Genomic DNA, 25,249 nt, shown 5'->3' with positions numbered 1-25,249 from the left:
ATATTTGGTTTATAGCAAAAATATAAAAAAAAATAGCTGAAAAATCAACTGAGACAGAATAAATTACATATTTCTCGTTAAATCCCTTCCTGGTGATAGGAGTTGTTTGTGGAATTCATTAAATCAGCCTGCAGGGTACCTCCAGATCTTCCGTAAGATAATAGCTGCAGCACAGGCGGTGATAACCATCTGCAATGATCAGTTCATTTTGTCCTCTGACCAGTAATATTGGTGAAAGTTTTTTATTTTTTTCTACTTTTTTAAGATTTTCTTTCACGTGAATATTAGTTTCAGGAAGGAGAGACAATTTGCTGGCTCTTAAAATATCTTTCGATTTTTTGATAATGGTAGGAGCTGTTTTTAATTTTTCAACCATCTTTTGTGCATCATCCGGCTTGAACAGAAGTTCAAGATAATCCTGTGCCGCCGGAAAATCATGTTCCTCCGGTTCCTTCAGCCATATAGTATCTTTGGACATATTGCTTTTTTTCACAGTTTTCATAAGTGCTTAATTAAGATGAATAAATGTATGGAAAATAGATGGTTATCATCATATTTAATTTCAAATGGATGATCCGTTTGATACAGATTTTTGATTTCTTTTAAAAAATATTGGTATGATATATGCAAGATTTATGATAAACCGGAATGAATTTAATTAATACTTTGAATTAATTGAAATCATTCAAAAATATGAACATTATGAAAAAGTTATTAATTTCAACAGTATTGTTATTAGGTTTATCAATGAATGTTTCAGCGCAAAAACATCCGCCAGTTCCTCCACATCCTTCAAAAAGTGAGCTGGTAAATATTAAAATGCAGGAACTTACCAAAAAATACAACACAGAGAAAAAACTGATCCTGAACCATCCGCTGGCTACCAAACGGATGAAGAGAGATCAGCTGAAAGCTTTAAATGAAAGATATGCGGCTGAAAAACGATTACTTAGACAGGCGAAATAATATAGAATTTTTGCAGTTATTTAAATCGGGAAAGACGTTTTTTATATTTTAAACTTTGATAAGTTTTTAATGTAAGATGAAATTTATTGAAAGAGAATGCGGTAGGTGTTCTCTTTCTTTGTTTAAAACCGAATGAAAACAGCTTTGTTGATGCATTTTAAGATCAACCTGCAGAAACATGAAACATCCAATATTTTTCCTTAAATTCGCATAAAAATTTTTAAAGTAATGAATTACGATATTATTGTCATTGGAAGTGGTCCTGGTGGATATGTTACTGCGATCAGAGCAGCGCAATTAGGTTTCAAAACCGCAATTATCGAGAAAGAAAACCTAGGAGGAATCTGCCTTAACTGGGGATGTATTCCAACTAAAGCTTTATTGAAATCTGCTCAGGTTTTTCATTATATCAACCATGCTGAAGATTATGGTTTGAATAAAGTGGAGGCAAGCTTTGAATTCCCGAACGTAATTCAGAGAAGCCGTGGTGTTGCCAGCAAAATGAGCAAAGGGATCGAATTCTTAATGAAAAAGAATAAGATTGACGTAATTCTTGGTACTGCAAAAGTACAGAAAGGTAAAAAAGTTTCTGTTACAGATAAAGAAGGTAAAGTAACTGAATATACCGGAACTCATATCATTATCGCTACAGGAGCCCGTTCAAGAGAATTGCCAAACTTACCGCAGGATGGTAAAAAAGTAATCGGATACAGACAGGCATTATCTCTTCCTGAGCAGCCAAAATCTATGATCGTTGTTGGTTCAGGAGCTATCGGGGTAGAATTTGCTGATTTCTATAATACAATGGGAACTAAAGTTACTATTGTTGAGTTTATGCCAAACATTGTACCTGTAGAGGATGAAGAAATTTCTAAGCACTTAGAGAAATCTCTGAAAAAATCAGGTATTGAAATCATGACAAACGCTTCAGTAGAAAGTGTTGATACAACTGGTGAAGGTGTAAAAGCTAATGTAAAAACAGCTAACGGAAATATCACTCTTGAAGCTGATATCCTGTTATCTGCTGTAGGAATTGCGGCGAACATCGAGAACATCGGATTGGAAGAAGTAGGAATCCAGACAGATAAAGGAAGAGTATTGGTAAACGAATGGTATGAAACTTCAGTACCGGGTTACTATGCGATCGGAGACCTTATCCCGACGCAGGCATTGGCTCACGTTGCTTCTGCAGAAGGTATTACTTGTGTAGAGAAAATCAAAGGACTGCATGTAGAAAAAATAGACTATGGCAATATCCCCGGATGTACATACTGCCACCCTGAAGTAGCTTCTGTAGGTCTTACTGAAAAGCAGGCTAAAGAAAAAGGATACGAAATCAAAGTAGGTAAATTCCCTCTTTCTGCCAGCGGTAAAGCTACTGCAAACGGAAATACGGACGGATTTGTTAAAGTGATTTTCGACGCTAAATACGGTGAGTGGTTAGGATGCCACATGATCGGAGATGGAGTAACAGACATGGTTGCTGAAGCTGTTGTAGCGAGAAAATTAGAAACTACAGGGCACGAGATTATCAAATCTATCCACCCGCACCCAACAGTTTCTGAAGCTATCATGGAAGCTGCTGCTGCTGCTTACGGTGAGGTGATTCACATTTAATATATTATTGGCTGTCATCAATCAGATTGACATCAATTAAAATAATAAGAGAACCGGAGAAACAATAGTTTTTCCGGTTTTTTAGTAATTAAAATTATCCGCATGTATTGAGGCCAAGTAAATAATCTTATATTAAGCTGTTCAGAAAAAAAATGCGGTTATCTAAACCAAGGTCACTGAAAAAGTCTTTTTAAAAGAAAAAAGCGGAAAAGCTCAAATTTTCTGATTTTTTATTTATCTGAAATTCAATTTTTTTAAAAAATATTGAATTTTAAATCACTAACCAAAAAAGTACTGAATTTCTAAAAATGAGTCACTTTTTCAGTGCGCTCATTTAAACCTAACAGGTTTTTAAAACCTGTTAGGTTTAATGCTCATCTGATTGATAAGGAAGCAGTTAGTTCCCGGATTAATCATACAACCACAGATTTTTATCTGTGGTTTTTTATGGAAAAGTATCCTTATTTAGTATTTTTCAGGATAAAAAGCTTAGTAAAAAGCCTAGTAACGCTCCTCCGATAACAACAAAAGCACTGTTTAGTTTTTTTAATCCGAATACAACAGCTGTACTTATACAGGTGATAAGAGTTGTTTTCCAGTCGGTAATGCTGTCAATTCCCATCGTTATACATACAGACATAATGATAGCTATAGAGGCTACATTTACACCGTTAAGAAAAGAAGAAAATGTTGCAGAATTTCTCATTTTATTTACGAAAGGACCAGATACGGCAACCAATATAAAAGAAGGAAGGAATATGGCTAAAGTAGACACCAAAGCCCCCGAAAGCCCATTGATCTGATATCCGACAAATGTAACCGAAGAAAATACAGGTCCCGGTGTAAACTGGCCAACAGCGATAGCATCTATAAGTTCCTGACGTGTAATAATTCCCCTGGAAACAAGCTCCGTATCCAGAAAAGCAAATAAGACATACCCACTGCCATACAATATGGCCCCGATCTTCAGAAAAATCCAGAATAATTTTAAGTTGAGCAAAGAATAAGTATCGGATAGTAAAAACTGAAGCGGGCCGATGAAAATTATATTGTTCAGTTTCTTAAAATTATTTTTTTGCAGATAATCAATTGTCAATGTTAAAAGTCCGGCTCCAAACATCAGTCCTATTTCATTGATTTTTAAAAGAGAACATGTGAGCACCATTCCACCAATAACCGCTAATCGGAATGTTTTTACTGATTTTTTTGCCAATGGGAAGACGGCACCTAATATAATGGCAATAATTGCAGGCTTTATTCCATAGATAAACGGCTGTACTTCGGGAAGCAGGCCATATTCTTTGTATAGCCATGCAAAAGCGGCCGTAATAATGACGGCAGGAAGTATAAAACAAAGCCCGGCAACAATAAGCCCTTTCCAGCCGGCTTTTTCCCGTCCTATATGAATTGCCATTTCAGTACTGTTAGGACCAGGAATAAGATTGGTAGCCCCTATAAGATCCAGAAATTCCTGATCTGTCAGCCATTTTTTTTCAGTTACCACTTCTTTCTGCATCATAGCAATATGGGCTGCCGGCCCTCCAAATCCAATGATTCCCAGTTTCAGAAATAATTTAGCAAGGTCTTTTAAATCATTATTATTGTTCACTTTAAACTATTTATTTTACAAGGATCACTTATTATAAATGATCTGGTAAAAGTAAAAAACTATAATATATGTTTTAATAACAGCAGTATCTTTTCACATTAATTTTAGAAAAGTATTTAACTTCACGAGCAGATTATAAAAATATCGTTCGGGAACTGTTATGTTTTTTACGGCTGAATTTTTAATGGAATAATGATGAATTTTATTAAAATAATTTTAAAATCAGCATATTTATAAAAATTAACCTGATTATTTCAGGTCGTTTTCTTACATTTATTCTATGAATTTTGAAAGAGTAGGACTTGTTTTATCAGGCGGCGGTACTAAAGGAATCGCTCATGCAGGTGTATTAAAATTCTTACAGGAAAAAGGTATAGAAGTTGACATCCTTTCCTGCTGCAGTGCAGGCTCTATTGTGGGATGCCTTCATGCAATAGGCAAATCTCCGGAGGAAATCCTGGAATTTTTCAATTCCGTTTATTTTTTCAACTGGAAACACTTTACATTCAACCAGCCGGGACTGGTTTCTTCAGTGATCTTCAGAAATTACCTGAAACCTATTTTCCATGATATGAAATTGAGGGATCTGGATATAGAAGTGAAAATTGTAGCAACAGAGCTCGTTGCCGGAACCCAGAAAATTTTTGATCAGGATTTTGAAATTGTTGACGCTATTATTGCTTCCTGTTCCATCCCCGGTATCACCACACCTTATATCATTGGTGATGAAATGTACTGTGACGGAGGTGTCCTGAACAATTTTCCTGCAGATATCATCAGGGACGATTGTGATAAGCTGATTGGCGTATTCGTATCTCCACCCAATGAAGCAAAGATTAAAGACCTGAACTCCATTAAGGCCATCGTTTCCCGTTCCTATGATCTTCTTTCCTATAGAATAGAGAAAATAAAGTTTGATTATTGTGACTGGTTTATTTCTTCTCAGAAACTAGCGGCTTACGGAACTTTTGAACGCAGGAAAGACAGGCTTGAGGAGATTTTTAATATCGGTTACAAATCCGCAAAAGAAAGTTACGAAGAAAGCAACTTTTTTACAGAATTAAAACAATCCGGAACATAAAAAATCCTGTATCAATACAGGATTTTTATTTTATAAAAAGGTAAATTTGAGTAAACAGGCTATAATAACTTCCAGCTTCTGTCCTCCAGCTTCCGGCCTTTAGTCTCCTAATTTTTAACCACATATCCGTCCTGACGTACAATTTCACGGTCATTAGCGTCATTTACAACCAATGTGTAAGGGGCTTTTTTCGGAGAATCTGTGAGGTAATTTCTCCAGACCTGGTAACTGTGTCCTTCATTGCTGAAGTTGATGTAATAATTTCCTCCCGTACCGTCAGGAATCAGTTCTCCATCACTGATGATCATGCTTGGCTTGGCAGTGATCTTGGCATTGGCATTCCATGATTGATAAAGGTACTTGCCGTTCGGCTGCTTGTCGATTCTGATTTTGAACTTTTTGGTTTTGATAATAACAGTCTTCGGCACCTGCTGAAGGGCAGAAGAAGTTATAAAACCATCTGTTTTCGGATTGGGAACCTCTTTGGCATTAACGAAAGAAAACTGAGCTAAGCAGAAAGTTCCTAATAAAATATGCTTTATCATATTAATGGTTATTGGTTAACACTCAGATTCTATCAAATATGACGCCATATCAATAATGGTTTGTCAGATTAAAAATAATTAAGGAAATTTATTTAAATATAATAAGATATAAAAAAGGAATTAACAATAAAGGTGGCAAAAATGTTTTAAAAGTAAATTTTATCCTTCATCATTACAAAATAAACTTTCAATTTAACCTTCAGCCTTAATCTTAAAATTCTGTGTATAACTTGCAAAAGCATCTTCCAGGCTTTCAAATTTACCTTTGAATTCATCAATAGGGCAATCCTGAAGGATATTTCCTTTGTGAATAAGAATCACTCTGGAGCAAAGCGCCTCCACTTCCTGCATAATGTGGGTAGATAGTAAAACAGTCTTTTGCTGCCCGATTTCTTTTACCACATTGCGGATTTCAATAATCTGATTAGGATCCAGACCATTGGTAGGTTCATCCAGAATCAGTAAGTCCGGCTGGTGAATAATAGCCTGGGCAAGCCCTACACGCTGTTTGTATCCTTTAGACAGCTGTCCGATCTTCTTCGATTTTTCCGGGGTAATTCCTACCAGTTCAATCACCTCATTTACTCTGGATTCAGGGATTTTGTGAATGTTGGCCACAAACTGAAGATATTCCTTTACATACATTTCCAGATAAAGCGGGTTGTTCTCAGGAAGAAAGCCTATTTTCTTTTTGCTTTCAATCTCATTTTCTGAGATGTTCAGACCATTGAAAATAATTTCACCCTGGTCAATTTTCAGCGCACCGACAATAGATTTCATCAGGGTAGATTTTCCGGCGCCATTCGGACCAAGAAGACCAATAATTTCATTTTTATCAATAGAAATGTTGATGTTGTCAAGAGCAGTCTGTTCACCAAATTTTTTGGTTAAATTGATTATCTGAAGCGGCATAATTTTTAATGTCTTTCTGCAAAAATAAAATAAAAAAACTCATCCGATGGAATGAGTTTCGCAATATTTATAAAATATACTTATTTTCTTGATTTTTTCTTGGCACCGCCTGATCCGGGAGCTGCTGTAGAGGCTGTATTTGTGGTGCCTTTGGCTGCAGCAGGATTTATACTGGCTGGTTTATCATACATAGTGTATTTTCCATTGGTTCTTCCGAAGATTTTATCCACCTGTTTCTGGGTTAAAAACTGTGATTTTCCAATGTATTTACGGTTTTTGTTGATCACCTGGATAAACTGCATGGTTTGCTGCCCGTAATTTTTTTCATAATGAAGTTCAATGATATCATTAGGCAGCTCCAATACTACATTTTCATCCGGAGTGGAGGCAAAGCCAGCCATAATAAGCTTGTATAGTCCGGCAACATCATTATCTAGGTTCTGGAATGAAAAAGACCGGATTGTATTCAGGTTACTGGTGTTCAGATCCTGGTAATTAACTGTAAATTTATCTTCCTTTTTATATAGACCAACGGAATTATCTTTACCAATTTCCACCAAACTTTCATTTTTCAACACTTTGATCTGTGAGAAAACTGAAATACCGAACATACATGTAAGAAGTAGAATTATTTTTCTCATGGAATGAATTTTAATGTTTTATAAATTGGTGCACATAAACTTACTCATAAAAAAGCTGAAAAGCAATTTTATTCGTTAAAGCAAAAGTAACATTTTTTTTTAATATCTGTCAGAGATCATCTGTCGGTGCTATGGATTGCATTGTTTATGCAAGTAACTGTGAATCATTAATTTGAAAGTTTTTTATAAAAAACAGCGATTTCATATTAAGAAAAGTTTGTTGTTGTGAATATAATACAATGTATTGAAAAACAGATAGAAAATTATTCCATATTGGTTTTGCTGAAAATAATTTAAAATAAATGTTAAAAATGTGGTTTAGTGAATTAAAATAAAACCAAAAGTGAATTCAATCCTTTATAAAAGCTTATTTTGGGAAACTGCTGCTATGAAAGTATCAAAGTCTTGTTTATAGCTCCTTCCGACAGGAATCTGATGTTGGCCCGCCTTCACTTCATTATTATTAAACGCAGTAACAAAAGCCGCGTTGATCATAAAAGATCTGTGAATCCTTACAAAACCTTTACCGGACAAAGTTTTCTCCAGATCTGTGATTTTAGTTTTTGAGATAAAACTTTCCTGAGTGTTTAGTACAACCTTGATATCATTTCCCTGGCTCTCAAAAAATACAATTTCTGAAAGAAAAATTTTACGATGCATTCCACCTGTTTTGATAAGGATAAAATCTTCTTTACTGCCGGCTGTATTTCTCAATATCCGTTCTGCCGCTTTGAAAAAACGTTCGAAAGTAATCGGTTTCAGGAGATAATCTACTGCTTCAAGTTCAAATCCTTCAATGGCAAAATCCCGATAGGCTGTAGTGAAAATAGTTTTAGGCCTTTGTGGCAGTGACTTTAAAAACTCAATGCCGTTCAGGTGGGGCATCTGAATGTCCAGAAACATCAGATCAACAGGTTGATGTTGCAGTATTTTATAAGCCTGTAAGGCATTCTCTGCTTTTCCTGTAAGCTTCAGGTCATCAATTTTTGTGATGTGGTTTTCCAGTAAGGAAGCCGCTAAAGGCTCGTCATCTACAATAATGCAGTTAATCATAATGCGGAGGCGTTGTTATTTCAACTCTAAAAATATTGTTTTCCTGTGAGATCCGGAAGGTAAAATGTTCCTGATAATGATATTGCAGCTGCCTTTTTATATTTTGCAGCCCGATTCCTTTTTTATTTTCTTCCTGATAAGCTGTAAATGTATTTTCAATGGTGAAAACTGAGTGTTGGTTATTCGTTTCTGCTTTAATATGAATCTCGGTAGGTTCTGAATTTTTTCCGGCTCCATGTTTAAAAGCATTTTCTACCAAAGTAAGATACAGAAGCGGGGGAATAGTATTCGCGGTGTTTACGGTAATATGCTTTCGTATTTTCAATCTTTCATTATGATACCGAAGGCTTTCCAGCGCAATATACTCATCAATAATAGCCAGTTCGTCAGAAACCTGTACCCATTTTTTCTGTCCTTTGTATAAAATATAATCCAGGATATCTGAAAGCTGGCTTATGGTTTGGGACGTTTTATCAGAATGGCTGACGGACAGAGAATAAATATTGTTCAGGGTATTAAAGAGAAAATGTGGATTAAGCTGGGATTTGAGCGATTGCAGTTCCAGTTCCATTTTTTCTTTCTGAAGTTTGATAGTTTGCTCTTTTTCATCTTTATACCGCATGATAAACATGACCGAAATAAAAATAAAAGCGCCGCTTATAATCGGGAAGGTATAATGAAGCAAAAGATAGGGAATATCTGTGAAAATACTTGAAACACTGTCCTTTACTTCATAGGTGAATAAAGGTTCTGCAATATAAACAAGAAATAACCTGTTGATAACGGAAATTATATAGAGACTCAGAAGAAGATACATCAAAAATTCAATATACTTTTTCCGGTCAAAAAAATGACGGATCAGAACAAAATAAATAAAATTGGCTCCGATAATCTGAAACATCCAATGGCAAAAATTATAGATCACCAGGACTTTAAAAGCCCCGCCATCATATTCTCCGTAGCTTTTTGCGGTTCCAAATAAAAATAGAGCAGTCCAGAAGAACCACTGGAAGTATACGGTATGCCTGATCTGAGTTTCAAACGTGATTTTCATGACCTTCAAAAATATAAAATCTTGGGACAGATTGAAAAAAACGTTGTTAAAGACTTCAGAAAGGTGGCAGATGACACCGTTTTTTAGGTGGATGGAATATTCTGCTATTGGTATTGAAAAATCTGCTGTCTGGATGATATGTCAGAAACTGCACCGGAATTAATCAATATTTGCATAAAAAAATATGACAGAACGTTCCGAAAGGCTTTATGGATTGGATCATCTGAGGGCAATTGCCATTTTGCTTGTATTAATGTATCATTACCGTGCATTCAAACATCCCGGCTGGATTGACAGTATCGGAAAGTTTGGCTGGACAGGTGTGGACCTGTTTTTTGTTTTAAGCGGTTACCTGATCTCCGGACAGTTGTTTAAAGAAATAAGAAATAAAGGAGCAATCAGCCTGAAGACTTTTTATATAAAACGGTTTTTCAGGATTTTTCCGGCTTATTTTTTTACACTTTTCCTGTATTTTACATTGCCTTTTTTCAGGGAACGGGAAGCTTTATCACCTTTATGGAAGTTCCTTACTTTTACCCAAAATTATGGACTGGATGTTATCAGCCGGGGAACATTTTCACATGCATGGTCATTATGTATTGAAGAACAGTTTTATCTCATCCTTCCTTTGCTTCTCTTAATTCTGATACCGTCAAAACTATTCAAATATCTGGTGGTTCTGATGATGGCTGTTATCGGACTTTCTGTTGTATTCAGATTTATAGCATGGAATGGTTTCATCGCAGAAATTAATCCTAATTCACCGGACTTCTGGAAGTTATGGTATATGAAAGTCTATTACCCTACCCATACCAGGCTGGACGGGCTTGGAACAGGTGTTTTGATCGGATATTTGATGCAATATTCATCCGTTTTTAAAAAAAGGGTTGAAGCTAATGGAAATGCATTATTCTTTCTGGGCATACTTTTATTGGGAATTTCATTCTGGATATGCCGTGAGCAGACTTCTCGAACAGCTTCTGCCTTTGGTTTCACATGGGTCGCCGTAAGTTATGGAGTTATTCTTTTGGCCTCGGTTTCAAAATCCTCTTTTCTATATCGTTCAAAATCTTATCTTACTGCTCAGCTGGCATCTTTATCATACGCTGTTTATCTTTCGCATAAAGGCATTATTCATATGGTGCAGACAGCTCTTGATGATTTTAATCTTAAAAGTTCAGGCAATGTGAGCCTTCTTCTGTGCCTGTCAGCCTGTATTCTTGGTGGCTTGATCTATAGATTTGCTATTGAGAAGCCGTTCTCCATCATTAAATTCAAAGTTTTGAAAAAAATGTGATCCCATGAACTTTGCTTATACAGGTAGTAATGCATTGTTCTTCGCATATGCGCAGAAGCATAAACCGCCGGAATAAATATCCTTATTTTTATTGATCATTTTTGAACTTTACTGTTCAGAAATGCTGTACTATAGTCAGAAGCGAGAATAATCAATTAAACTCCTTTGTTATGGAAAATACACAGCATACACCCGGGATATCTTCTTCCAGAGAAGCTGAAAAGCATTCAACACCTTCTTCTTCAATGTACAGGCGTTTTGTGCTGATGGCTTTGGTAATGTTCTTTGCCATGTATATTATGATGTATGTAATGATAGACAGCCTGCAGAATCTTATTTCGAATATTAATAATTTATATATGGCACTGCTGATGACCTCAGTGATGCTTCTTATTGAATTATGGATCATGCGGAAAATGTATACCGGTAAAACAATGAATCGGGCCATCGTGATTATTGCTGTGGTAACAGGTGTTTTTTCATGGTTGGGAATCAGGGAACAAATAAATGTGGATGACAGGCAATTTGTAAAAAGTATGATTCCTCATCACGCTGCTGCTGTTTTAATGTCCGAAAAAGCACATCTCACCGATCCGCAACTCATTACACTGCAGAAAAATATTCTTAAAACACAATCCGAAGAAATCAGGCTGATGAAGCATAAACTCAGGGAATTTGAAAGAAAGTAAAGGAAAATCGGACTATTAATATGGTAAATTTCTTTTTGTAACGTAAAGTTTTTTGTTCTTTCTCTGATTTTAAGGCAGCAAAGAGGAAATCAATTGCATTGATTCTTTCCAAGCGCATGTATTTTGTTAGCTTCATCTGCGACTTTGTCACTTTCTTCGCCTGCCTTACTATAAAAAAGGCACCATTTACAGGTAAATGATGCCTCGTCACTGAATATATTTGAATGTAAAATTGTTTTTTCTTTATCTATTCATTCTGCTTGATTTGTGGGTTATTATTAATTTCTTTATTAGGGATCTGGAACCTGAATTTATCCGGTGTCAGATTGAATCTTCCAAAAGTATGGTTGGTTCCTGTGTATACTCGTTCTAACGGTATATTTAATCTTTTCATATCGAACCAGGCATAACCTTCACCCCAAAGTTCTATTCTTTTCTGGAGAATAATTTCATTGATCAGCTCAGTGCCCGATTGGGCAGATAGGGTATAAGCCTGATCCCTTTTTGAAGTAATGTCAAATAATACCTGTTTTGCCTCTGCTTCTCTTCCCTGTCTGGCCAGGGCTTCTGCCTGTATATAATAAAGAGAAGAAGCTCTGATATAAATATAATCTCCTTCAAAAAGGGTAGGGTCTTTAAACTTCCAGCTTACATAAGGCGGATAATTTTTTGTTTTTCCGTTAAAAGTATATGCTGCATTCTGGCTGCCATTGAACACTTTTTTACGGTAATCTGTTGCCGGAATTGCTTCATAAAGACGTTTGTCGATCAGCTTACGGATCTGTGCAGCCCCGGCATAGCCTTCGTTGGTATTATCAAACATTGAAAAGAAAGAGGCATAGTAATTTCCGATACTCATCGTGGAAATCGTATTATGAAAACCCCATATTACCTCAGGATTATTGATGTTGGAAAATCCGGTAGTGGTATAATCATCTTCTGTCATCAGAGTAATTCCCTGCTTACTTTCCCCGGCATATTGGGCGGCTTGTATATAATCTCCTGTTTCCAGAAATATTTCGGCTGCAATAGCTTTGGCAGTTCTTTGATCTATCTGAGCCCTGGACGGGCGTGAATAACTATCCAAAAGTGAAACGGATTCCACAATATCTTTCTTGATCTGCGCATACACCTCCGCAACCGTTGATCTTGGAAGTCCCTGATTCGGATTGCCTGCCGTAAGAACCAATGGAAGCCCCGGTTCAGATTGATGCCCGTTATAATCATGGGCATAGAAGCGAACCAGATAAAAGTAGGAGTAGGCTCTCAAAGCAAGTAACTGCCCTGCAATTGCCCTGTTTTTTGCATTTGTATTTTTATCCAGACCATCAAGAAGTTTGTTGATCACAAATATTCTGGCATAAAAAGTTGTCCATACAATTTCAGAAGCAATATTGCTGGCATTGGTCGCTTCGTAATTATAAAACATTCCCAAATGCTGGTTGGTAGACTGGATGACGTCGTTGGACATCAGATCGGCACCTGCTTTGATTCCCATAATTCCGAAATCTGAGTGCACGGTAGTACCTCCCGCACCGTTGCTGCGAAGATCAAGATAGATTCCACCCAGTATTTTTTCAGGGCTGTTAGCATCATTATTGAGTTGTTCACCGGAAATATCTCCGTCCGGTAAAGTATTGAGATCATTGGCACAGCTGACTGTCATAAAACCAATAGTGACAGCCGCTAGAAAGTATTTTATTTTTTTCATTCCTGTTCTTTTTAAAAATTAAGTTTAAAGCCTAATGAGACACTGGACAGCAGGGAATAACGGTACGGATCAGAAACTCCGGTCAGTGAAGCTCTCGGATCATATCCTTTTCTCTTGGACCACAGATAAAGATTGTTCCCTGTCACATAAATTTTCAGTCCTGATAAGCCTGCCTGCTGTGCAAAACCATCAGGAAGCTGATAGGACAGCGTAACATCCTGAAGGCTGATATAATCTGACTTGATCAGATAAAGTGTTGAATTTCTGTTCTGGTTTGTTGCAGTAAGGTCTACTCTTGGCAATGCTGCATTTGGATTTTCAGGAGTCCATGTTTTATCCAGATCCGTTGAATAGTTGGACCCATAACTGTCAGAATGGAATAAACTTCTGTAAATATCGTCATAGCCATATCCCCCGAACTGGTAAGCGAAATTCACTGCCAGATTGAATCTCTTATATGAAAAATCAGTTCCGAATCCTCCATATACTTTCGGAATAGCAGATTTTCCCGTATTATAATCAGTAGCCTCCTTATAATTGTTGGTAACTGTTCTTTCTTCCTTTTGAGTAACTGGATTTATCGCAGTACGGTACCACAGGGCATCACCATTTTCAGGATTTACTCCTGCAAATTCTTTCAGGAAATAGGTGTAGCGGTCTCCACCTTCCGTAAGGATAAACAAGCCGCTTACCAGACCCGTATTTCTCTGCTCAGCGGGCAACCGGGTAATCTTATTTTTATAATGAGTGGCATTGGCATAAACACTCCACTGGAAATCGTCACCGCGAAGGATGTCCACACTTAGATTCGCCTGAACACCTCTGTTGGTCATATCCCCGATGTTTCCATATTTCACATAAGAGCCTGCATTGGATGGAGGAAGGGGAAGAGTATAGATCATATCAGAAACTTTCCTTTCAAAATAATCGGCATTTAAGGTTATTCTGTTCTTCAGAAGTGAAAGTTCAAAACCGGCATTCAGATTTTTGGAAGTTTCCCATTTTAAATCCTTATTTCCTTGTTTTTTAAGAGAAAGAACAGGTTTATCATCCCCGAAATTATTGATTCCGTAGATATCCTGGTAAGCATAATAATCTCTGCCGGAACCGCCTAAAAGGATATTGTCATTTCCCTGCTGGCCGTAGGAAGCCTTTAGTTTTAAAGAATTAATGACGCTGTTATCCTTAAGGAAATTTTCCTTTGCAATATTCCATGCCAGACCCAGTCCATAGAAATTTCCCCATCTGCTTTCCGGAGCAAATACTGAAGAACCGTCTCTGCGTATATTGGCATTAAAGAAGTATTTACCGTCATAATTATACAACAACCTTGTGAAATATCCTTCTACAGCATATTCATAACCGCTTCCTGATAAATCTGTGATTTTTACAGCATTGTCAAATGACTGGGAATCGGGTAGTAAAAGCTGCTGCTTTGAACCTGAAAATCCATCATCTTTGATCTTATTCAGCTCATGCCCTGCAAGGAGATTGAAGCTGTGATTTCCCAGTTTTTTCTGATAGGTAAGCAATTGCTGGTGATTCAAAGTATATTTGAAATTAGAACCTTGCGAAATGGTACCCCCTACAGAAGATGAAGTTCCCCCTTCCGTATTCCCGAATTGCAGGTTCCTGGTATTTTCAAGATAGGCTCCGAAATTATAAGTGAAATCCAACCCTTTGATGATTTCATAATTCAAACCAAGGTTAAGGTTGGTAATGTTGCTGACAATCTGTGATTTATCTTTCTGAAGGTTACCTACCGGATTTTCAAATACGGCATAAGATCTTGTGGCACCGTTTGGTCCCTGGCCGTCTCCATAATCGTATAACGCATTTCCATAGCTGTCATAAAGCCTTTGGTAGTTGTTGTCCCTCAGGAAAACAGGATAGAAAGGAGCAATATTTCTGGCAAACTGGAAAGGATTGGAGAAACCGCCGGTTTCACCAAAATCCTGCTTGCTGTAGGTATAGGATAAGGCACTGGTTAATTTCAGTTTTGAAGTGATAGAGTAGTCTACATTAGACCTGATCCCGAATCTTTCAAAGCCCGAAGAGATTAAATATCCCTTATCATCAAGATAATTTAGGGAAGTAAATGATTTTACCTGGTCACTATTGGCATTGATTCCTACTGTTGCTTCCCTTCTCAAAGAAGGCCTGAAAAGCAGTTTCTTCCAGTCGTCCTGATATAATAATTTTGCATCAGGATTAAAAGAACCATTCTTTGAAATAAGTTGGTTAAAAGGAACATTATAAGCATCATATCCCAGTTTGGTCAATGCTGCAAGCCCTACATCATGAGGAGAAGCACCGGAAGGAACAGAACCCGGTTGTTTCAGTCTTGCAATTTCACCGATTCTGGCTCTGTTGTAATAAGCCGTATAATAATCCTGCGGAGAAGTATAAACTGAATAATCCCTGATAGATCTGAAGTTAACCCCGGTCCGGACATCAGCTTCAATGCTCAGTCCTTTGCTTTTACCTCTTTTTGTATTTACAATAATTACCCCATTGGCCCCTCTGGAACCATATAAAGCATTTGAAGAAGCGTCTTCAAGAAAGGAAATGCTTTCAATATCCGATGCGGCAATACTGTTGAGATTTCCGCTGTACGGAATGCCATCCAGTACAATTAACGGGTCGCTGGAGGCATTGATAGAGCCAATTCCTCTCATTCTGATGGTAGGCTGGGAACCTGGCTGTCCTGAAGAGATTACCTGTACCCCTGCTACTTTTCCACCAATTCCCTGGAGAATATTTCCGTTTTGAAGAGTAGAAAGATCCTTAGCCTTCAGCGACTGCACGGATCCGGTAATTTCTTCCTTTTTCTGCTTTCCAAAAGCTACCACCACAACCTCTTTTATGGAGGTTTCCCCGGAAAGGCTGTCTTTACTTTGTGCAAAACCATATTCCGCGAATAGCAGTAAGGCCAACACACCAAGCTTGCATTGTTTCTTTTTCATTATATTAATCTAAGTTTAAAATTAACTGTGTATTACTGCTGGCCCTCGGTAAAAATGTAACTTCCTGCCTCCTTTTTCAGGGAGGTTGTAAAAACGGAAGATTAAAATTACAGGAGATATACCCGGATAAAAAAAGCCTAGATCAATTTGACTTTAATTCCTACAGTAATGAATGTATTGCCGGAGAGTTAGTACATCATCATGCACATCATATCAAAGCACATGTCTTGAGAAATACGGTTGTGCTGTGAAGGAACTGGCATTCCGCAACAGGTAAGCTGTGCAGAAGCTGTCACCATAATGGCGCATAGGTAAGAATTAAAGCTATTCTTATTCATGAGAATAAAGTTTATTTTTTTTAACTGGTTCAAAATTATTTAATAATTGACGAAACCTGACAAAAGGGGATATGAGATAAATCATATTAGTCTACTAAATTAGTGGATTAATGATGAGGATCCAGAATGTGTCGGTTTACTTAATTGATAATCAGTATTTTGACTTGTTGCATAAAATGTTAAAAAATGATAAAAAAATCAGATTTTGATAGTTGAATTAAAATTAACATTAATAAGTCTACTTGTTTTATAGACTTTTGTTTATTTTATAGCATTATCTCATTAGAATAAACATCAGAAGCTTTATCCTGCTATCCGCTCATACTCCTCACACCTGGCTGAATCCACTTCCTGCTGTGGGGTAACCGCTGCTATCAGGGCTAGGACGGTTTGAATTATAAGTGATAAATGATGAATGATGGATTATCAATCATGATATAAAATTATCCCAAACCTCTGTGTCAATCCGTGAGATGCGGTTAAATAGCCTCTAGATTGTTATATTCAATAGAAACGGGCTTTAGCCCGTTTATTAAAAAATAAAATTTCATCTGGCTTCAGCCAAAACCATAAAAAAGAAGCCTGCCTTCTGGCAGACTCCTATAAAAACAAGATTGAAAAAGAATTTTATTGTTTGCCGATATCCGGAACAGCCAAAGGATTCTGGTCCCAGCCGCCACCCAGTGCTCTATAGACAGCAACACTCGCTTTAAGCTGACTGACCTTCTTTTCTACCAGCTCAAACTTAGATTCCAGCGCATCACGTTGAGTCAGTAAAACCTCCATATAATCTGCACGGGCATATTTGAACAGATCGTTGGAAATATCGATGGACTTGGTTAAAGCATTCACTTCCTTCGATTTGATATTCACACTGCTTTCCAGATTATGGATTTTAGACAACTGATTCGCTACCTCAATATAAGCTCCCAAAACAGTCTGCTCATAATGATATACTGCCTGGATCTGTCTTGCATTGGCATTATAATAAGCCGCCTTAATTGCCCTTCTGTTAATCAGAGGAGCCGTAAGCTCTCCTGCAAGAGAAAACAGAAATGACTGTGGCTTGATAATATACAGCGGATTAAAAGCCTGCAACCCGATTCCGGCAGAAAGATCAAGAGAAGGGTAGAACCTTGCCTTGGCTGCTTTGATGTCAAGTTTGGCTGCTGCAAGCTCATATTCTGCCTGTTTGATGTCAGGACGGTTTTCCAGAAGTTCAGACGGAATTCCGCTATACACCGCCTGGGGAACAACAGAATCAAAGGAATTCTGACTCCTTTCTACAGGCTGGGGAAATCTTCCTACCAGATAATTGATCTTATTTTCAGTCTCTACAATCTTTTGCCGGATGTCGTACTGCATGCCCTGGGTTTTCAGAACCTGAGCTTCAAATCGCTGTACGGCAAGCTCATTGGACCGGGCATTCTTCTTTAGATCCCTGATAATCTCCAGTGCGTCATTCTGAATTTTGATATTCTGATTCAGAATAACCAGTTCATTATCCAGTGCCAGCAGCTCGTAATAAGAATCTGCAATCTCCGAAATAAGATTGGTGGTCATGAAATTTTTGCCCTCAATGCTGGCAAGGTATCGCTGTACCTGGGCTTTTGTAGCATTATGAAGCTTTCCCCAGATATCCGTTTCCCACTGTGCCTGGGCACCTACTCCAAAATCGAACAAAGGTTCGGGCATTTCCCGGCCGGGTTCTATTTCAGTGTTGGCTTCCATAGCCCCGATATTGGTGTACCGGCTTACTTTATCTACTCCTGCACCGGCTTTCAGACCTACAGAGGGAAGATATTCACCTTTTCTGGCTTTGATTTCATTTTTGGACATTTCAATTTCCTGAAGAACAATATTCAGCTCCTGGTTATTCTGAAGAGCCTGCGTAATCAGCTCCTGAAGATGCGGGTCACTGAAATATTCATTCCACTTCATCTTTCCCGTATTGATGGTGTCATTTTGTGCTGAACCGTATTTTTCCGGGACGGTTTTATTTTCAGCACGCTGTTCTATTTCGACAGGCTTACAGGCAGTAAGGCTTAATAAGAAGACTGCCAGCCCTGCATATTGATATATTTTTCTTTTATTCATAATGGATCATGTCTTCGCTTAATGGAGATTCATCTTCGTCTTTGATCATTTTTTTACCGTCAGACCATTTGGCAAATATGTAGTAGAGCCCCGGAATCACAATAACTCCGAATAGTGTTCCTATCAGCATTCCTCCCAATGAAGATGCCCCAATGGTATGATTCCCGATAGCCCCGGCGCCTCTGGCAAAAACAAGCGGAACCAACCCTGCAATAAAGGCAAATGAGGTCATCAGGATAGGTCTGAAACGGGCTTTGGATCCTTCTACAGCAGCTTCAAGGATGGAATCTCCTGCCTGTCGCCTTTTCACGGCAAATTCAACAATAAGAACCGCATTTTTACCCAATAATCCAATGATCATAATCAATCCTACCTGTGCATAAATATCGTTTTCCAGTCCCATAGCTTTTAATAATAAGAAAGATCCGAAAACTCCCACAGGCAACGAACAAAGTACAGCAAACGGAATAAGGAAACTTTCATACTGAGCTGCCAGAACCAGATATACAAATACCAGAACAACAAGGAAGACGTAAATGGCTTCATTACCACGTTGCGCTTCATCGTAAGATAGTCCTTCCCAAGCCACTTTATATCCGTGAGGAAGTGTTTTGGCAGCCGTTTCATTGATAGCCTGAATCGCATCTGCCGTGGTATATCCTGCCGCCGGAAGTCCGCGGATAGCTGCAGAATTATACATGTTGTAACGGGTAATTTCGTTAGGTCCCTGTGTCTTTTTCATGGTCATGAATGCCGAATAGGGAACCATTTCATCACGGTCGTTTTTCACATACAGATTCATAATATCCGTAGGAAGCCTTCTGAACTCAGGAGACGACTGTACATACACCTTAAAGAATTGCCCGAAACGGATAAAACCCTGTTCATATGTACTACCGATCAGAATGTTGAGGTTATCCATCGCTTTTCCGATAGAAACCCCTTTCTGCATGGCGGCGTTATTGTCAAATACCAGTTCATACTGAGGGTAATTGGCTGCAAAAAAGGTGAATACTCCTGAAAGTTCCTTGCGTTTTTTAAGCTGTGCGATGAAATCCTTATTAGCTTTGTCAAATTCCTGATAGTCTGTCGTTCTGTTCAAATCCAGAAGCCTCATGGAGAAACCTCCCGAAGACCCAAATCCCGGGACAGCCGGTGGTTCAAAGAATTCAATAGTCGCTCCCAGGTCTTTTGACTTTTCTTCAAGCTCCTTCATGATATCTTTTACAGAGTGCTCACGGTCGTTCCAGCTTTTAAGGTTAATCAGACAGGTTCCTGCATTGGAGCCGCGTCCTTCCGTCATGATTTCATATCCTGCCAGGGATGATACAGATTCCACACCGTCTACACCCATACATATTTTCTGTAAGGTTCTCGAAACTTTATTGGTCTGTTCCAGGGTAGAACCCGGAGGGGTCTGGATAATCGCATAAATAGTTCCCTGGTCTTCATTAGGGATAAATCCGCCGGGAAGTACTTTGTTGATCACAAAAATTCCGGCACAGAAAGCAATCAGAATTCCCCATGTCACAACTTTCCTGCTGACAATTTTTCTAAGGAATGAAGCATATTTTCCGGTTACTTTATCAAAACCGCTGTTAAAGGAGTCTAAAGCTTTGGTGAAAATATTTACCTTTTTAGGTTTTCCATGATGGTTTTTCAGTAACATTGCCGCCAAAACCGGAGTCAGCGTAAGGGCTACTACCGCTGAAATCACGATAGAGCTTGCCATGGTAATGGAAAACTGACGGTAGAAAGTTCCTACAGGACCCGTCATGAACGAGATCGGAATGAATACGGCTACCATCACGGCTGTAATGGCAATAATAGCTCCGGCAATTTCTCCCATTACTTCTTTTACGGCTTTATAAGGCGAAATATTACTGTCTTCCATCTTGGCGTGAACAGCCTCTATCACCACAATGGCGTTGTCAACCACAATACCGATGGCCAGTACCAATGCGAAAAGGGTAACAAGGTTGATGGTTAATCCGAAAAACTGAATCACAAAGAAAGTTCCGATCAGAGAAACAGGCACGGCAATAATAGGGATCAGGGTAGAGCGCCAGTCACCAAGGAAAATGAAAACTACAATAGCAACGAGGATAAATGCATCTCTCAAAGTGTGTATTACCTGCTCAATAGAAGCATCCAGGAATTGCGAAACGTCATAACTGATTTTATAATCAACACCCGGGGGGAAATTCCCTTTCATTTCTGCAAGTTTTGCTTTTACGTCCCGGATCACATCATTCGCATTACTTCCGTAGTTTTGTTTTAACACAATAGAAGCGGAAGGATGCCCGTCAAGATTAGAGTAAATATCAAAGAATTCACTTCCCAGTTCTACTTTGGCAATATCTTTCAGCTTTACATTCTCTCCTTCGGCATTGGAACGTACGATGATATTTTCATATTCTTCCGGTTTGTTATACTGTCCTTTATACGTCAGTACATACTCCAGTGACTGGGCAGCAATACCGGAACTTTGCCCGATTCTTCCCGGACGCCCGATAATACTTTGTTCACCAATAGCTTTCATCACCTCATCTACCGAGATATCATAAGCCCGCATACGGTCAGGATTCAGCCAGATACGCATGGCATATCTCCGGCTTCCCAGGATCTGAGATTTTGCAATTCCGTGGATACGGTTGATTTCCGGGATGATATTTACCATAGAGTAGTTGTACAGGAATTTTTCATCCATACTTTTATTCGTACTGTAAAGATTCACGTACATCAGCATACTCGGCTGGATAGGGTTTACCACAACACCCTCTTTCTGTACCAGCTCCGGCAGTAACGGCATTACCTGATCCACTCTGGTTTTTACAAGAACTACGGCCTCGTTGGGATCAGTTCCGGGATCAAAGACTACATTTACAGTGGCTTCTCCCGCGCTAGTAGCATCAGTAGTGATGTAACGCATTCCCTGAACTCCGTTGATGGCATTTTCAATCGTAATCAGGGATGATTTTACTAATACATCTGCACTTGCTCCGGGATAGGCAATGGAAACCGCTACTGTGGTAGGAGCAATTTTTGGAAACTGTTCTGTGGGAAGCTGCTTCATAGCAATCCCTCCCATAAACAGGATCACAACCGATATCACAATGGCGAAGACCGGTCGGTGTATTACTTTTTTAAACATAATGCTGCTTGGGATTATTCGGCGTACAGATCCAGGTTAGACATTACTTTTTCAGGCTTTTGATATTTTGAGCTGATCTTTTGGTTTTCCTGAACCATTCTAAGACCCTCCAGAAGGATTCTGTCATCCTTTCCAAGCCCGGAAGCAACTACATAAATATGCGGTAATTCGGCAGCAACTTTTATTTCTCTGGCATGTACTTTACCGTCTTTACCGATCACATAGACATATTTCTTTTCCAGCTCTTCGAAAGTGGCTTTTTGTGGAATCATCATCGCATGGGCGTAAGGTGACGTGATCACAATATTTCCGGTTTCCCCGTATCTCAGCAGTCCGTTTGGATTCGGGAAAGTGGCCCTGTAGGCGATATTTCCGGTTTCATTGTCAAAATCAGACTCTATGGTCTGTACGATACCATCTTGTGTAAACTCTTTCCCATTGGCCATTCTCAGGCGTACATGCATCGGGTTGTTATCCTTTTTAGCATCCATCTGGTTAAGATATTCAGCTTCCGGAACATTGAAATAGACCCACATTTTGCTGTTGTCGGAAAGTTCCGTTACCAGTTCCCCTTCAACCACCAGACTTCCTTTTCTGACATGTAATTTTCCTACGATTCCACTGAAAGGCGCACGGATTTCTGTGAATTTCAAATGGGTATTCATTGAAGCCAGTTCAGCCTGGGCTTTTTCATATTTTGCTTTAGCCATCGCCATTTCCTGCGGGGCTACAATGTTTTTATCGGAAAGGTTTTTGGTATTCTGATATTCGATTTGCGCATATTTCGACTCTGCTTTTGCACGGTTTACATCAGATTCATAAAGATTGGGCATGATTTTGAACAGCAGCTGTCCTTTCTGTACGAATTGCCCTTCATCTACATAAATAGACTGAATATATCCCTTTTCCTGAGCACGGAGTTCGATATGATTGATAGAACGGATTTGTGCCACATAATCTTTGTTGACCAAAGTATCTTTTACAAGCGGGCTTGTAACATTGAATGATGCCGCTTCTGTTTTTTCTTCTTTTTCAGATTGACAGCCTGCCAACAGGAAAATAAGGCACAGGTTAATATACATGAGACTTTTCTTGACCATGATCATATTTTTATAATAATTTATAATTGAAAAATAGAGTTACCTGCTCTCAAACGGATATGAAAGCATATAAGAATTATCGGAAAAAAATATTATAAAATCACAGTCTGATGACCCTGTACTGGATGTACAGATCATCACGTAAAGGCTTTAAATGTCCTGACTGAGCGAGTGAAACAGCGATTTGTCTGTCATGAAATGTAGTGACGAAGCCGGAGATCAGATGCCAGAAACCTTCTTTGAAAAGGGCAAGAAGTTCTGTAGAGTCAGATGTTTCTACATTATCATCATTTTCGTTGTCATTTTCAGAAAGATTTGCTCTGATTTTGTTGTAGCGGGGATGGCTGATATTGTAAGCCTCATTGGTCTCGTGATTTTTAAGAAATGCAAACGATTTTTTGATGCTTTTTTTCTGGTGAACCAGAAGATCAGTTGTAAAATGAAGATCAGAAGGAGTATCTGTTGAGATATACTGCTGGATTTGCCCATAGTACCAACCTAAAACGGTAAGCAATGCAAATAACAAACTGTACAAATATTGATAAAACCTTTTCCGCATCCCAGAGACAAAGGTAGTTAAACTTCAAAATAAGTACAACCGTTATAGATTAAAAAAGTGTTAAAAAGTGCCCTGTTTATTGAAAAAAATAAAAGAGAAGAATATTATCTGGCATTTTACGGAGGGGACATCGGAATAGATTAAAAAAGAATCTGCATTTAAAGATTGTCTGAGAAATGGTTATGGATGCATAATTGAGTGTTTTTAACAGAAAAATTAATCTTATTTTTGAAACGGCATTATTCTGCATAATTTTTGCTGTAACAAGCTACTTTTAACGGTTAACATAACCGGCAATACAAAAATCTTCCAATATTATGATGAAAAAATACCTTATTTATATATCACTTTTAGGAGCACCCTTATTTTGGGGACAGGGTAGAATAACTGAAACATCTGTATACCAGCATAACCTGGCTTTATCTGAGCAGGAAAACAAAGCGGTGGCATTTGATGCTGATATCAGATTATCTGAGGCGGAACAGGCTTTGAATAAAAAAATATCCGGGATCCGTAAACAACTCATCAGCGATACGGAATCGAAGAAAATATCTTTATATAACAGTTCTTTTAATGAATTAAAACCATTAATAGAAAACAGTAATCTGTTTCAGCTTCTCCAGACAATGCCGAAAGGAGGTTTGCTGCATACCCACAGCGGAGGGATAACAGATGTGAAATGGATTATTTCGAGGGTGAGAAAATATCAGGAAAGCTATGTTTACGATCAGAAAGATAATGATCAGTTTATTTTCGGGCAGCTGGCTTTTTTTGAAAAGGGAAAGGTTCCCGCAGGATTTGTGAACCTTGATAAAAAACTGGCTTCAAACCCTGGTTTTGAAAAAGAGCTGCAGGATCTTCTTACGTTGAAACGTGATAATCTCTGTTCTTATACGGATTATTGGATTGAATTTGAAAAGCGCTTTAAACGCATCAGCCTGCTGCTTCCGTACCGTCCTTTCTTCAAGGAATATTATCTGAAAGGATTTCAGGATCTGATAAAAGATAAAGTACAGCATGTAGAAATCAGGTATATTTTTGATGAGCTTTACGATTTTCAGCATGGAAAATATCCTTTGAAAACCTCCATCACAGACCTGCAGGATATTCTTAAGCAGATACACCAATCGGATCCGCAGTTCACGCTGAAGCTGATCTATTCAAGCTTTAAATTCTTAGATAATGAAAGTATCGAAAAACAACTGGAAACGGCTTTCGTAATGAAGAAGGAATTTCCGGATATGATCTCAGGCTTTGATCTTGTAGCGGATGAAGCAGCAGGACATGATATACGTTTCTTTGAAAGAAGCTGGACAAAAATGGATGATCTCAGCAAAAAGTACGGTGTGGAACTGCCTCTTTTCCTTCATGCAGGAGAAAGCAATTCTGCCCTGAATGAAAATGTCCTCGACGTAGCCCTGTTGAACAACAACAGAATAGGTCATGGACTGAATCTTATTTACTTCCCAAAAACCATGGAGAAGATCAGAAAACAAAACAAGTTGGTTGAGGTGAGCCCGATCAGCAATCAGATTTTAGGATATGTAAGTGATCTGAGAAACCATCCTGCACGGGTTTTATTAAGCAACGGAATACAGTGTTCAATCAACAGTGATGATCCTTCAGTGTATGGATATACCGGACTGAGTTATGATTTCTGGACAACATTGGTGTATTGGGAGCTGGATTTAAAAGCATTGAAAAAACTGGTTTTTAATTCCCTTCAGTATTCTTCTTTGAATGATAATGAGAAAAAGAAAGCCACAGCTTATCTTAACCAGCAATGGAATGATTTTGTACAGAAAGCCAGCCGGCAATTCAACTAATCAGAAAAGATTTTCCTGATAAAATAAATCGCAT

At 38.3% G+C, this 25,249-nt stretch carries 20 protein-coding genes; 6 read left to right on the top strand and 14 right to left on the bottom strand.

All coding sequences use genetic code 11. The features are described 5' to 3' along the window. Positions 1-118: 118 nt before the first annotated feature. Positions 119-502, bottom strand: a complete 384-nt coding sequence (locus ACR1PO_RS03560) for a hypothetical protein (RefSeq protein ID WP_433985867.1) — start codon at positions 500-502, stop codon at positions 119-121. Positions 503-702: 200 nt separating this feature from the next. On the opposite strand from ACR1PO_RS03560, the gene ACR1PO_RS03555 reads away from it, so the two are divergent. After that, complete coding sequence (locus ACR1PO_RS03555; RefSeq protein WP_332387691.1) at positions 703-966, top strand: hypothetical protein; 264 nt, start codon at positions 703-705, stop codon at positions 964-966. A 228-nt stretch (positions 967-1,194) separates the two neighbouring features. After that, entirely contained in the window at positions 1,195-2,583 is a 1,389-nt protein-coding gene (gene lpdA, locus ACR1PO_RS03550) for a dihydrolipoyl dehydrogenase (RefSeq protein ID WP_002977818.1), read from the top strand. A 475-nt stretch (positions 2,584-3,058) separates the two neighbouring features. Here the strand turns inward: lpdA and chrA are convergent, their stop codons facing one another. Continuing rightward, positions 3,059-4,192, bottom strand: coding sequence for a chromate efflux transporter (gene chrA / locus ACR1PO_RS03545; RefSeq protein WP_433985866.1), 1,134 nt, complete (start codon positions 4,190-4,192; stop codon positions 3,059-3,061). Positions 4,193-4,472: 280 nt separating this feature from the next. On the opposite strand from chrA, the gene ACR1PO_RS03540 reads away from it, so the two are divergent. Then, complete coding sequence (locus ACR1PO_RS03540; RefSeq protein WP_332387689.1) at positions 4,473-5,273, top strand: patatin-like phospholipase family protein; 801 nt, start codon at positions 4,473-4,475, stop codon at positions 5,271-5,273. Positions 5,274-5,380: 107 nt separating this feature from the next. Here ACR1PO_RS03540 and ACR1PO_RS03535 read toward each other — a convergent pair whose 3' ends face one another. From ACR1PO_RS03535 to ACR1PO_RS03515, 5 genes are all read right to left on the bottom strand, one after another. Further along, positions 5,381-5,818, bottom strand: a complete 438-nt coding sequence (locus ACR1PO_RS03535; protein WP_433985865.1) for a hypothetical protein — start codon at positions 5,816-5,818, stop codon at positions 5,381-5,383. 192 nt (positions 5,819-6,010) lie between these two features. After that, positions 6,011-6,730, bottom strand: a complete 720-nt coding sequence (locus ACR1PO_RS03530) for an ABC transporter ATP-binding protein (RefSeq protein ID WP_332387687.1) — start codon at positions 6,728-6,730, stop codon at positions 6,011-6,013. Positions 6,731-6,810: 80 nt separating this feature from the next. Next, positions 6,811-7,371, bottom strand: coding sequence for a hypothetical protein (locus ACR1PO_RS03525; RefSeq protein WP_433985864.1), 561 nt, complete (start codon positions 7,369-7,371; stop codon positions 6,811-6,813). A gap of 357 nt (positions 7,372-7,728) precedes the next feature. Further along, positions 7,729-8,424 carry a LytR/AlgR family response regulator transcription factor gene (locus tag ACR1PO_RS03520; RefSeq protein WP_433985863.1) on the bottom strand — a complete coding sequence of 232 codons (696 nt, stop codon included), beginning with the start codon at positions 8,422-8,424 and terminating at the stop codon, positions 7,729-7,731. Then, a complete protein-coding gene (locus ACR1PO_RS03515; protein ID WP_433985862.1) occupies positions 8,417-9,478 on the bottom strand; it encodes a sensor histidine kinase in 1,062 nt (353 codons plus the stop codon). The genes ACR1PO_RS03520 and ACR1PO_RS03515 overlap by 8 nt, the downstream gene beginning before the upstream one ends. A gap of 184 nt (positions 9,479-9,662) precedes the next feature. Here ACR1PO_RS03515 and ACR1PO_RS03510 point away from each other — a divergent pair, with 184 nt between their 5' ends. Both ACR1PO_RS03510 and ACR1PO_RS03505 read left to right on the top strand, forming a co-directional pair. Beyond that, positions 9,663-10,775 (top strand): acyltransferase family protein, encoded by a 1,113-nt coding sequence (locus ACR1PO_RS03510; RefSeq protein WP_433985861.1) that lies wholly within the window; start codon positions 9,663-9,665, stop codon positions 10,773-10,775. Between the two features lie 170 nt (positions 10,776-10,945). Then, entirely contained in the window at positions 10,946-11,464 is a 519-nt protein-coding gene (locus tag ACR1PO_RS03505) for a DUF305 domain-containing protein (RefSeq protein ID WP_433985860.1), read from the top strand. 247 nt (positions 11,465-11,711) lie between these two features. Here the strand turns inward: ACR1PO_RS03505 and ACR1PO_RS03500 are convergent, their stop codons facing one another. The 7 genes from ACR1PO_RS03500 to ACR1PO_RS03470 form a co-directional block, all read right to left on the bottom strand. Beyond that, complete coding sequence (locus ACR1PO_RS03500) at positions 11,712-13,175, bottom strand: RagB/SusD family nutrient uptake outer membrane protein (RefSeq protein ID WP_433985859.1); 1,464 nt, start codon at positions 13,173-13,175, stop codon at positions 11,712-11,714. A gap of 11 nt (positions 13,176-13,186) precedes the next feature. Further along, positions 13,187-16,141 (bottom strand): SusC/RagA family TonB-linked outer membrane protein, encoded by a 2,955-nt coding sequence (locus ACR1PO_RS03495; protein WP_433985858.1) that lies wholly within the window; start codon positions 16,139-16,141, stop codon positions 13,187-13,189. A gap of 188 nt (positions 16,142-16,329) precedes the next feature. Next, complete coding sequence (locus ACR1PO_RS03490) at positions 16,330-16,479, bottom strand: hypothetical protein (RefSeq protein WP_332387677.1); 150 nt, start codon at positions 16,477-16,479, stop codon at positions 16,330-16,332. Positions 16,480-17,106: 627 nt separating this feature from the next. Then, the gene (locus ACR1PO_RS03485; RefSeq protein WP_433985857.1) at positions 17,107-18,576 is read right to left on the bottom strand and encodes a TolC family protein; all 1,470 of its coding nucleotides are present in this window, start codon (positions 18,574-18,576) and stop codon (positions 17,107-17,109) included. After that, positions 18,569-21,730 (bottom strand): efflux RND transporter permease subunit, encoded by a 3,162-nt coding sequence (locus ACR1PO_RS03480; protein ID WP_433985856.1) that lies wholly within the window; start codon positions 21,728-21,730, stop codon positions 18,569-18,571. The genes ACR1PO_RS03485 and ACR1PO_RS03480 overlap by 8 nt, the downstream gene beginning before the upstream one ends. Positions 21,731-21,744: 14 nt before the next feature. Beyond that, a complete protein-coding gene (locus ACR1PO_RS03475) occupies positions 21,745-22,830 on the bottom strand; it encodes an efflux RND transporter periplasmic adaptor subunit (protein WP_433985855.1) in 1,086 nt (361 codons plus the stop codon). Positions 22,831-22,930: 100 nt separating this feature from the next. After that, positions 22,931-23,365 carry a hypothetical protein gene (locus ACR1PO_RS03470; protein ID WP_433985854.1) on the bottom strand — a complete coding sequence of 145 codons (435 nt, stop codon included), beginning with the start codon at positions 23,363-23,365 and terminating at the stop codon, positions 22,931-22,933. 341 nt (positions 23,366-23,706) lie between these two features. On the opposite strand from ACR1PO_RS03470, the gene ACR1PO_RS03465 reads away from it, so the two are divergent. After that, positions 23,707-25,215 (top strand): amidohydrolase family protein, encoded by a 1,509-nt coding sequence (locus ACR1PO_RS03465; RefSeq protein ID WP_433985853.1) that lies wholly within the window; start codon positions 23,707-23,709, stop codon positions 25,213-25,215. The last annotated feature ends 34 nt before the right edge of the window (positions 25,216-25,249 follow it).

The organism is Chryseobacterium amylolyticum, from assembly GCF_051011775.1.
Lineage (GTDB): Bacteria > Bacteroidota > Bacteroidia > Flavobacteriales > Weeksellaceae > Chryseobacterium.
This window is presented reverse-complemented; position numbering and strand designations above follow the sequence as displayed.

What these genes read in the sequence shown, in the direction of transcription:
- ACR1PO_RS03560 (WP_433985867.1), bottom strand. Translation starts at nt 502, where the DNA reads ATGAAAACTGTGAAAAAAAGCAATATGTCCAAAGATACTATATGGCTG.
- ACR1PO_RS03555 (WP_332387691.1), top strand. Translation starts at nt 703, where the DNA reads ATGAAAAAGTTATTAATTTCAACAGTATTGTTATTAGGTTTATCAATG.
- lpdA (WP_002977818.1), top strand. Translation starts at nt 1,195, where the DNA reads ATGAATTACGATATTATTGTCATTGGAAGTGGTCCTGGTGGATATGTT.
- ACR1PO_RS03540 (WP_332387689.1), top strand. Translation starts at nt 4,473, where the DNA reads ATGAATTTTGAAAGAGTAGGACTTGTTTTATCAGGCGGCGGTACTAAA.
- ACR1PO_RS03535 (WP_433985865.1), bottom strand. Translation starts at nt 5,818, where the DNA reads ATGATAAAGCATATTTTATTAGGAACTTTCTGCTTAGCTCAGTTTTCT.
- ACR1PO_RS03530 (WP_332387687.1), bottom strand. Translation starts at nt 6,730, where the DNA reads ATGCCGCTTCAGATAATCAATTTAACCAAAAAATTTGGTGAACAGACT.
- ACR1PO_RS03525 (WP_433985864.1), bottom strand. Translation starts at nt 7,371, where the DNA reads ATGAGAAAAATAATTCTACTTCTTACATGTATGTTCGGTATTTCAGTT.
- ACR1PO_RS03520 (WP_433985863.1), bottom strand. Translation starts at nt 8,424, where the DNA reads ATGATTAACTGCATTATTGTAGATGACGAGCCTTTAGCGGCTTCCTTA.
- ACR1PO_RS03515 (WP_433985862.1), bottom strand. Translation starts at nt 9,478, where the DNA reads ATGAAAATCACGTTTGAAACTCAGATCAGGCATACCGTATACTTCCAG.
- ACR1PO_RS03510 (WP_433985861.1), top strand. Translation starts at nt 9,663, where the DNA reads ATGACAGAACGTTCCGAAAGGCTTTATGGATTGGATCATCTGAGGGCA.
- ACR1PO_RS03505 (WP_433985860.1), top strand. Translation starts at nt 10,946, where the DNA reads ATGGAAAATACACAGCATACACCCGGGATATCTTCTTCCAGAGAAGCT.
- ACR1PO_RS03500 (WP_433985859.1), bottom strand. Translation starts at nt 13,175, where the DNA reads ATGAAAAAAATAAAATACTTTCTAGCGGCTGTCACTATTGGTTTTATG.
- ACR1PO_RS03495 (WP_433985858.1), bottom strand. Translation starts at nt 16,141, where the DNA reads ATGAAAAAGAAACAATGCAAGCTTGGTGTGTTGGCCTTACTGCTATTC.
- ACR1PO_RS03490 (WP_332387677.1), bottom strand. Translation starts at nt 16,479, where the DNA reads ATGAATAAGAATAGCTTTAATTCTTACCTATGCGCCATTATGGTGACA.
- ACR1PO_RS03485 (WP_433985857.1), bottom strand. Translation starts at nt 18,576, where the DNA reads ATGAATAAAAGAAAAATATATCAATATGCAGGGCTGGCAGTCTTCTTA.
- ACR1PO_RS03480 (WP_433985856.1), bottom strand. Translation starts at nt 21,730, where the DNA reads ATGTTTAAAAAAGTAATACACCGACCGGTCTTCGCCATTGTGATATCG.
- ACR1PO_RS03475 (WP_433985855.1), bottom strand. Translation starts at nt 22,830, where the DNA reads ATGGTCAAGAAAAGTCTCATGTATATTAACCTGTGCCTTATTTTCCTG.
- ACR1PO_RS03465 (WP_433985853.1), top strand. Translation starts at nt 23,707, where the DNA reads ATGATGAAAAAATACCTTATTTATATATCACTTTTAGGAGCACCCTTA.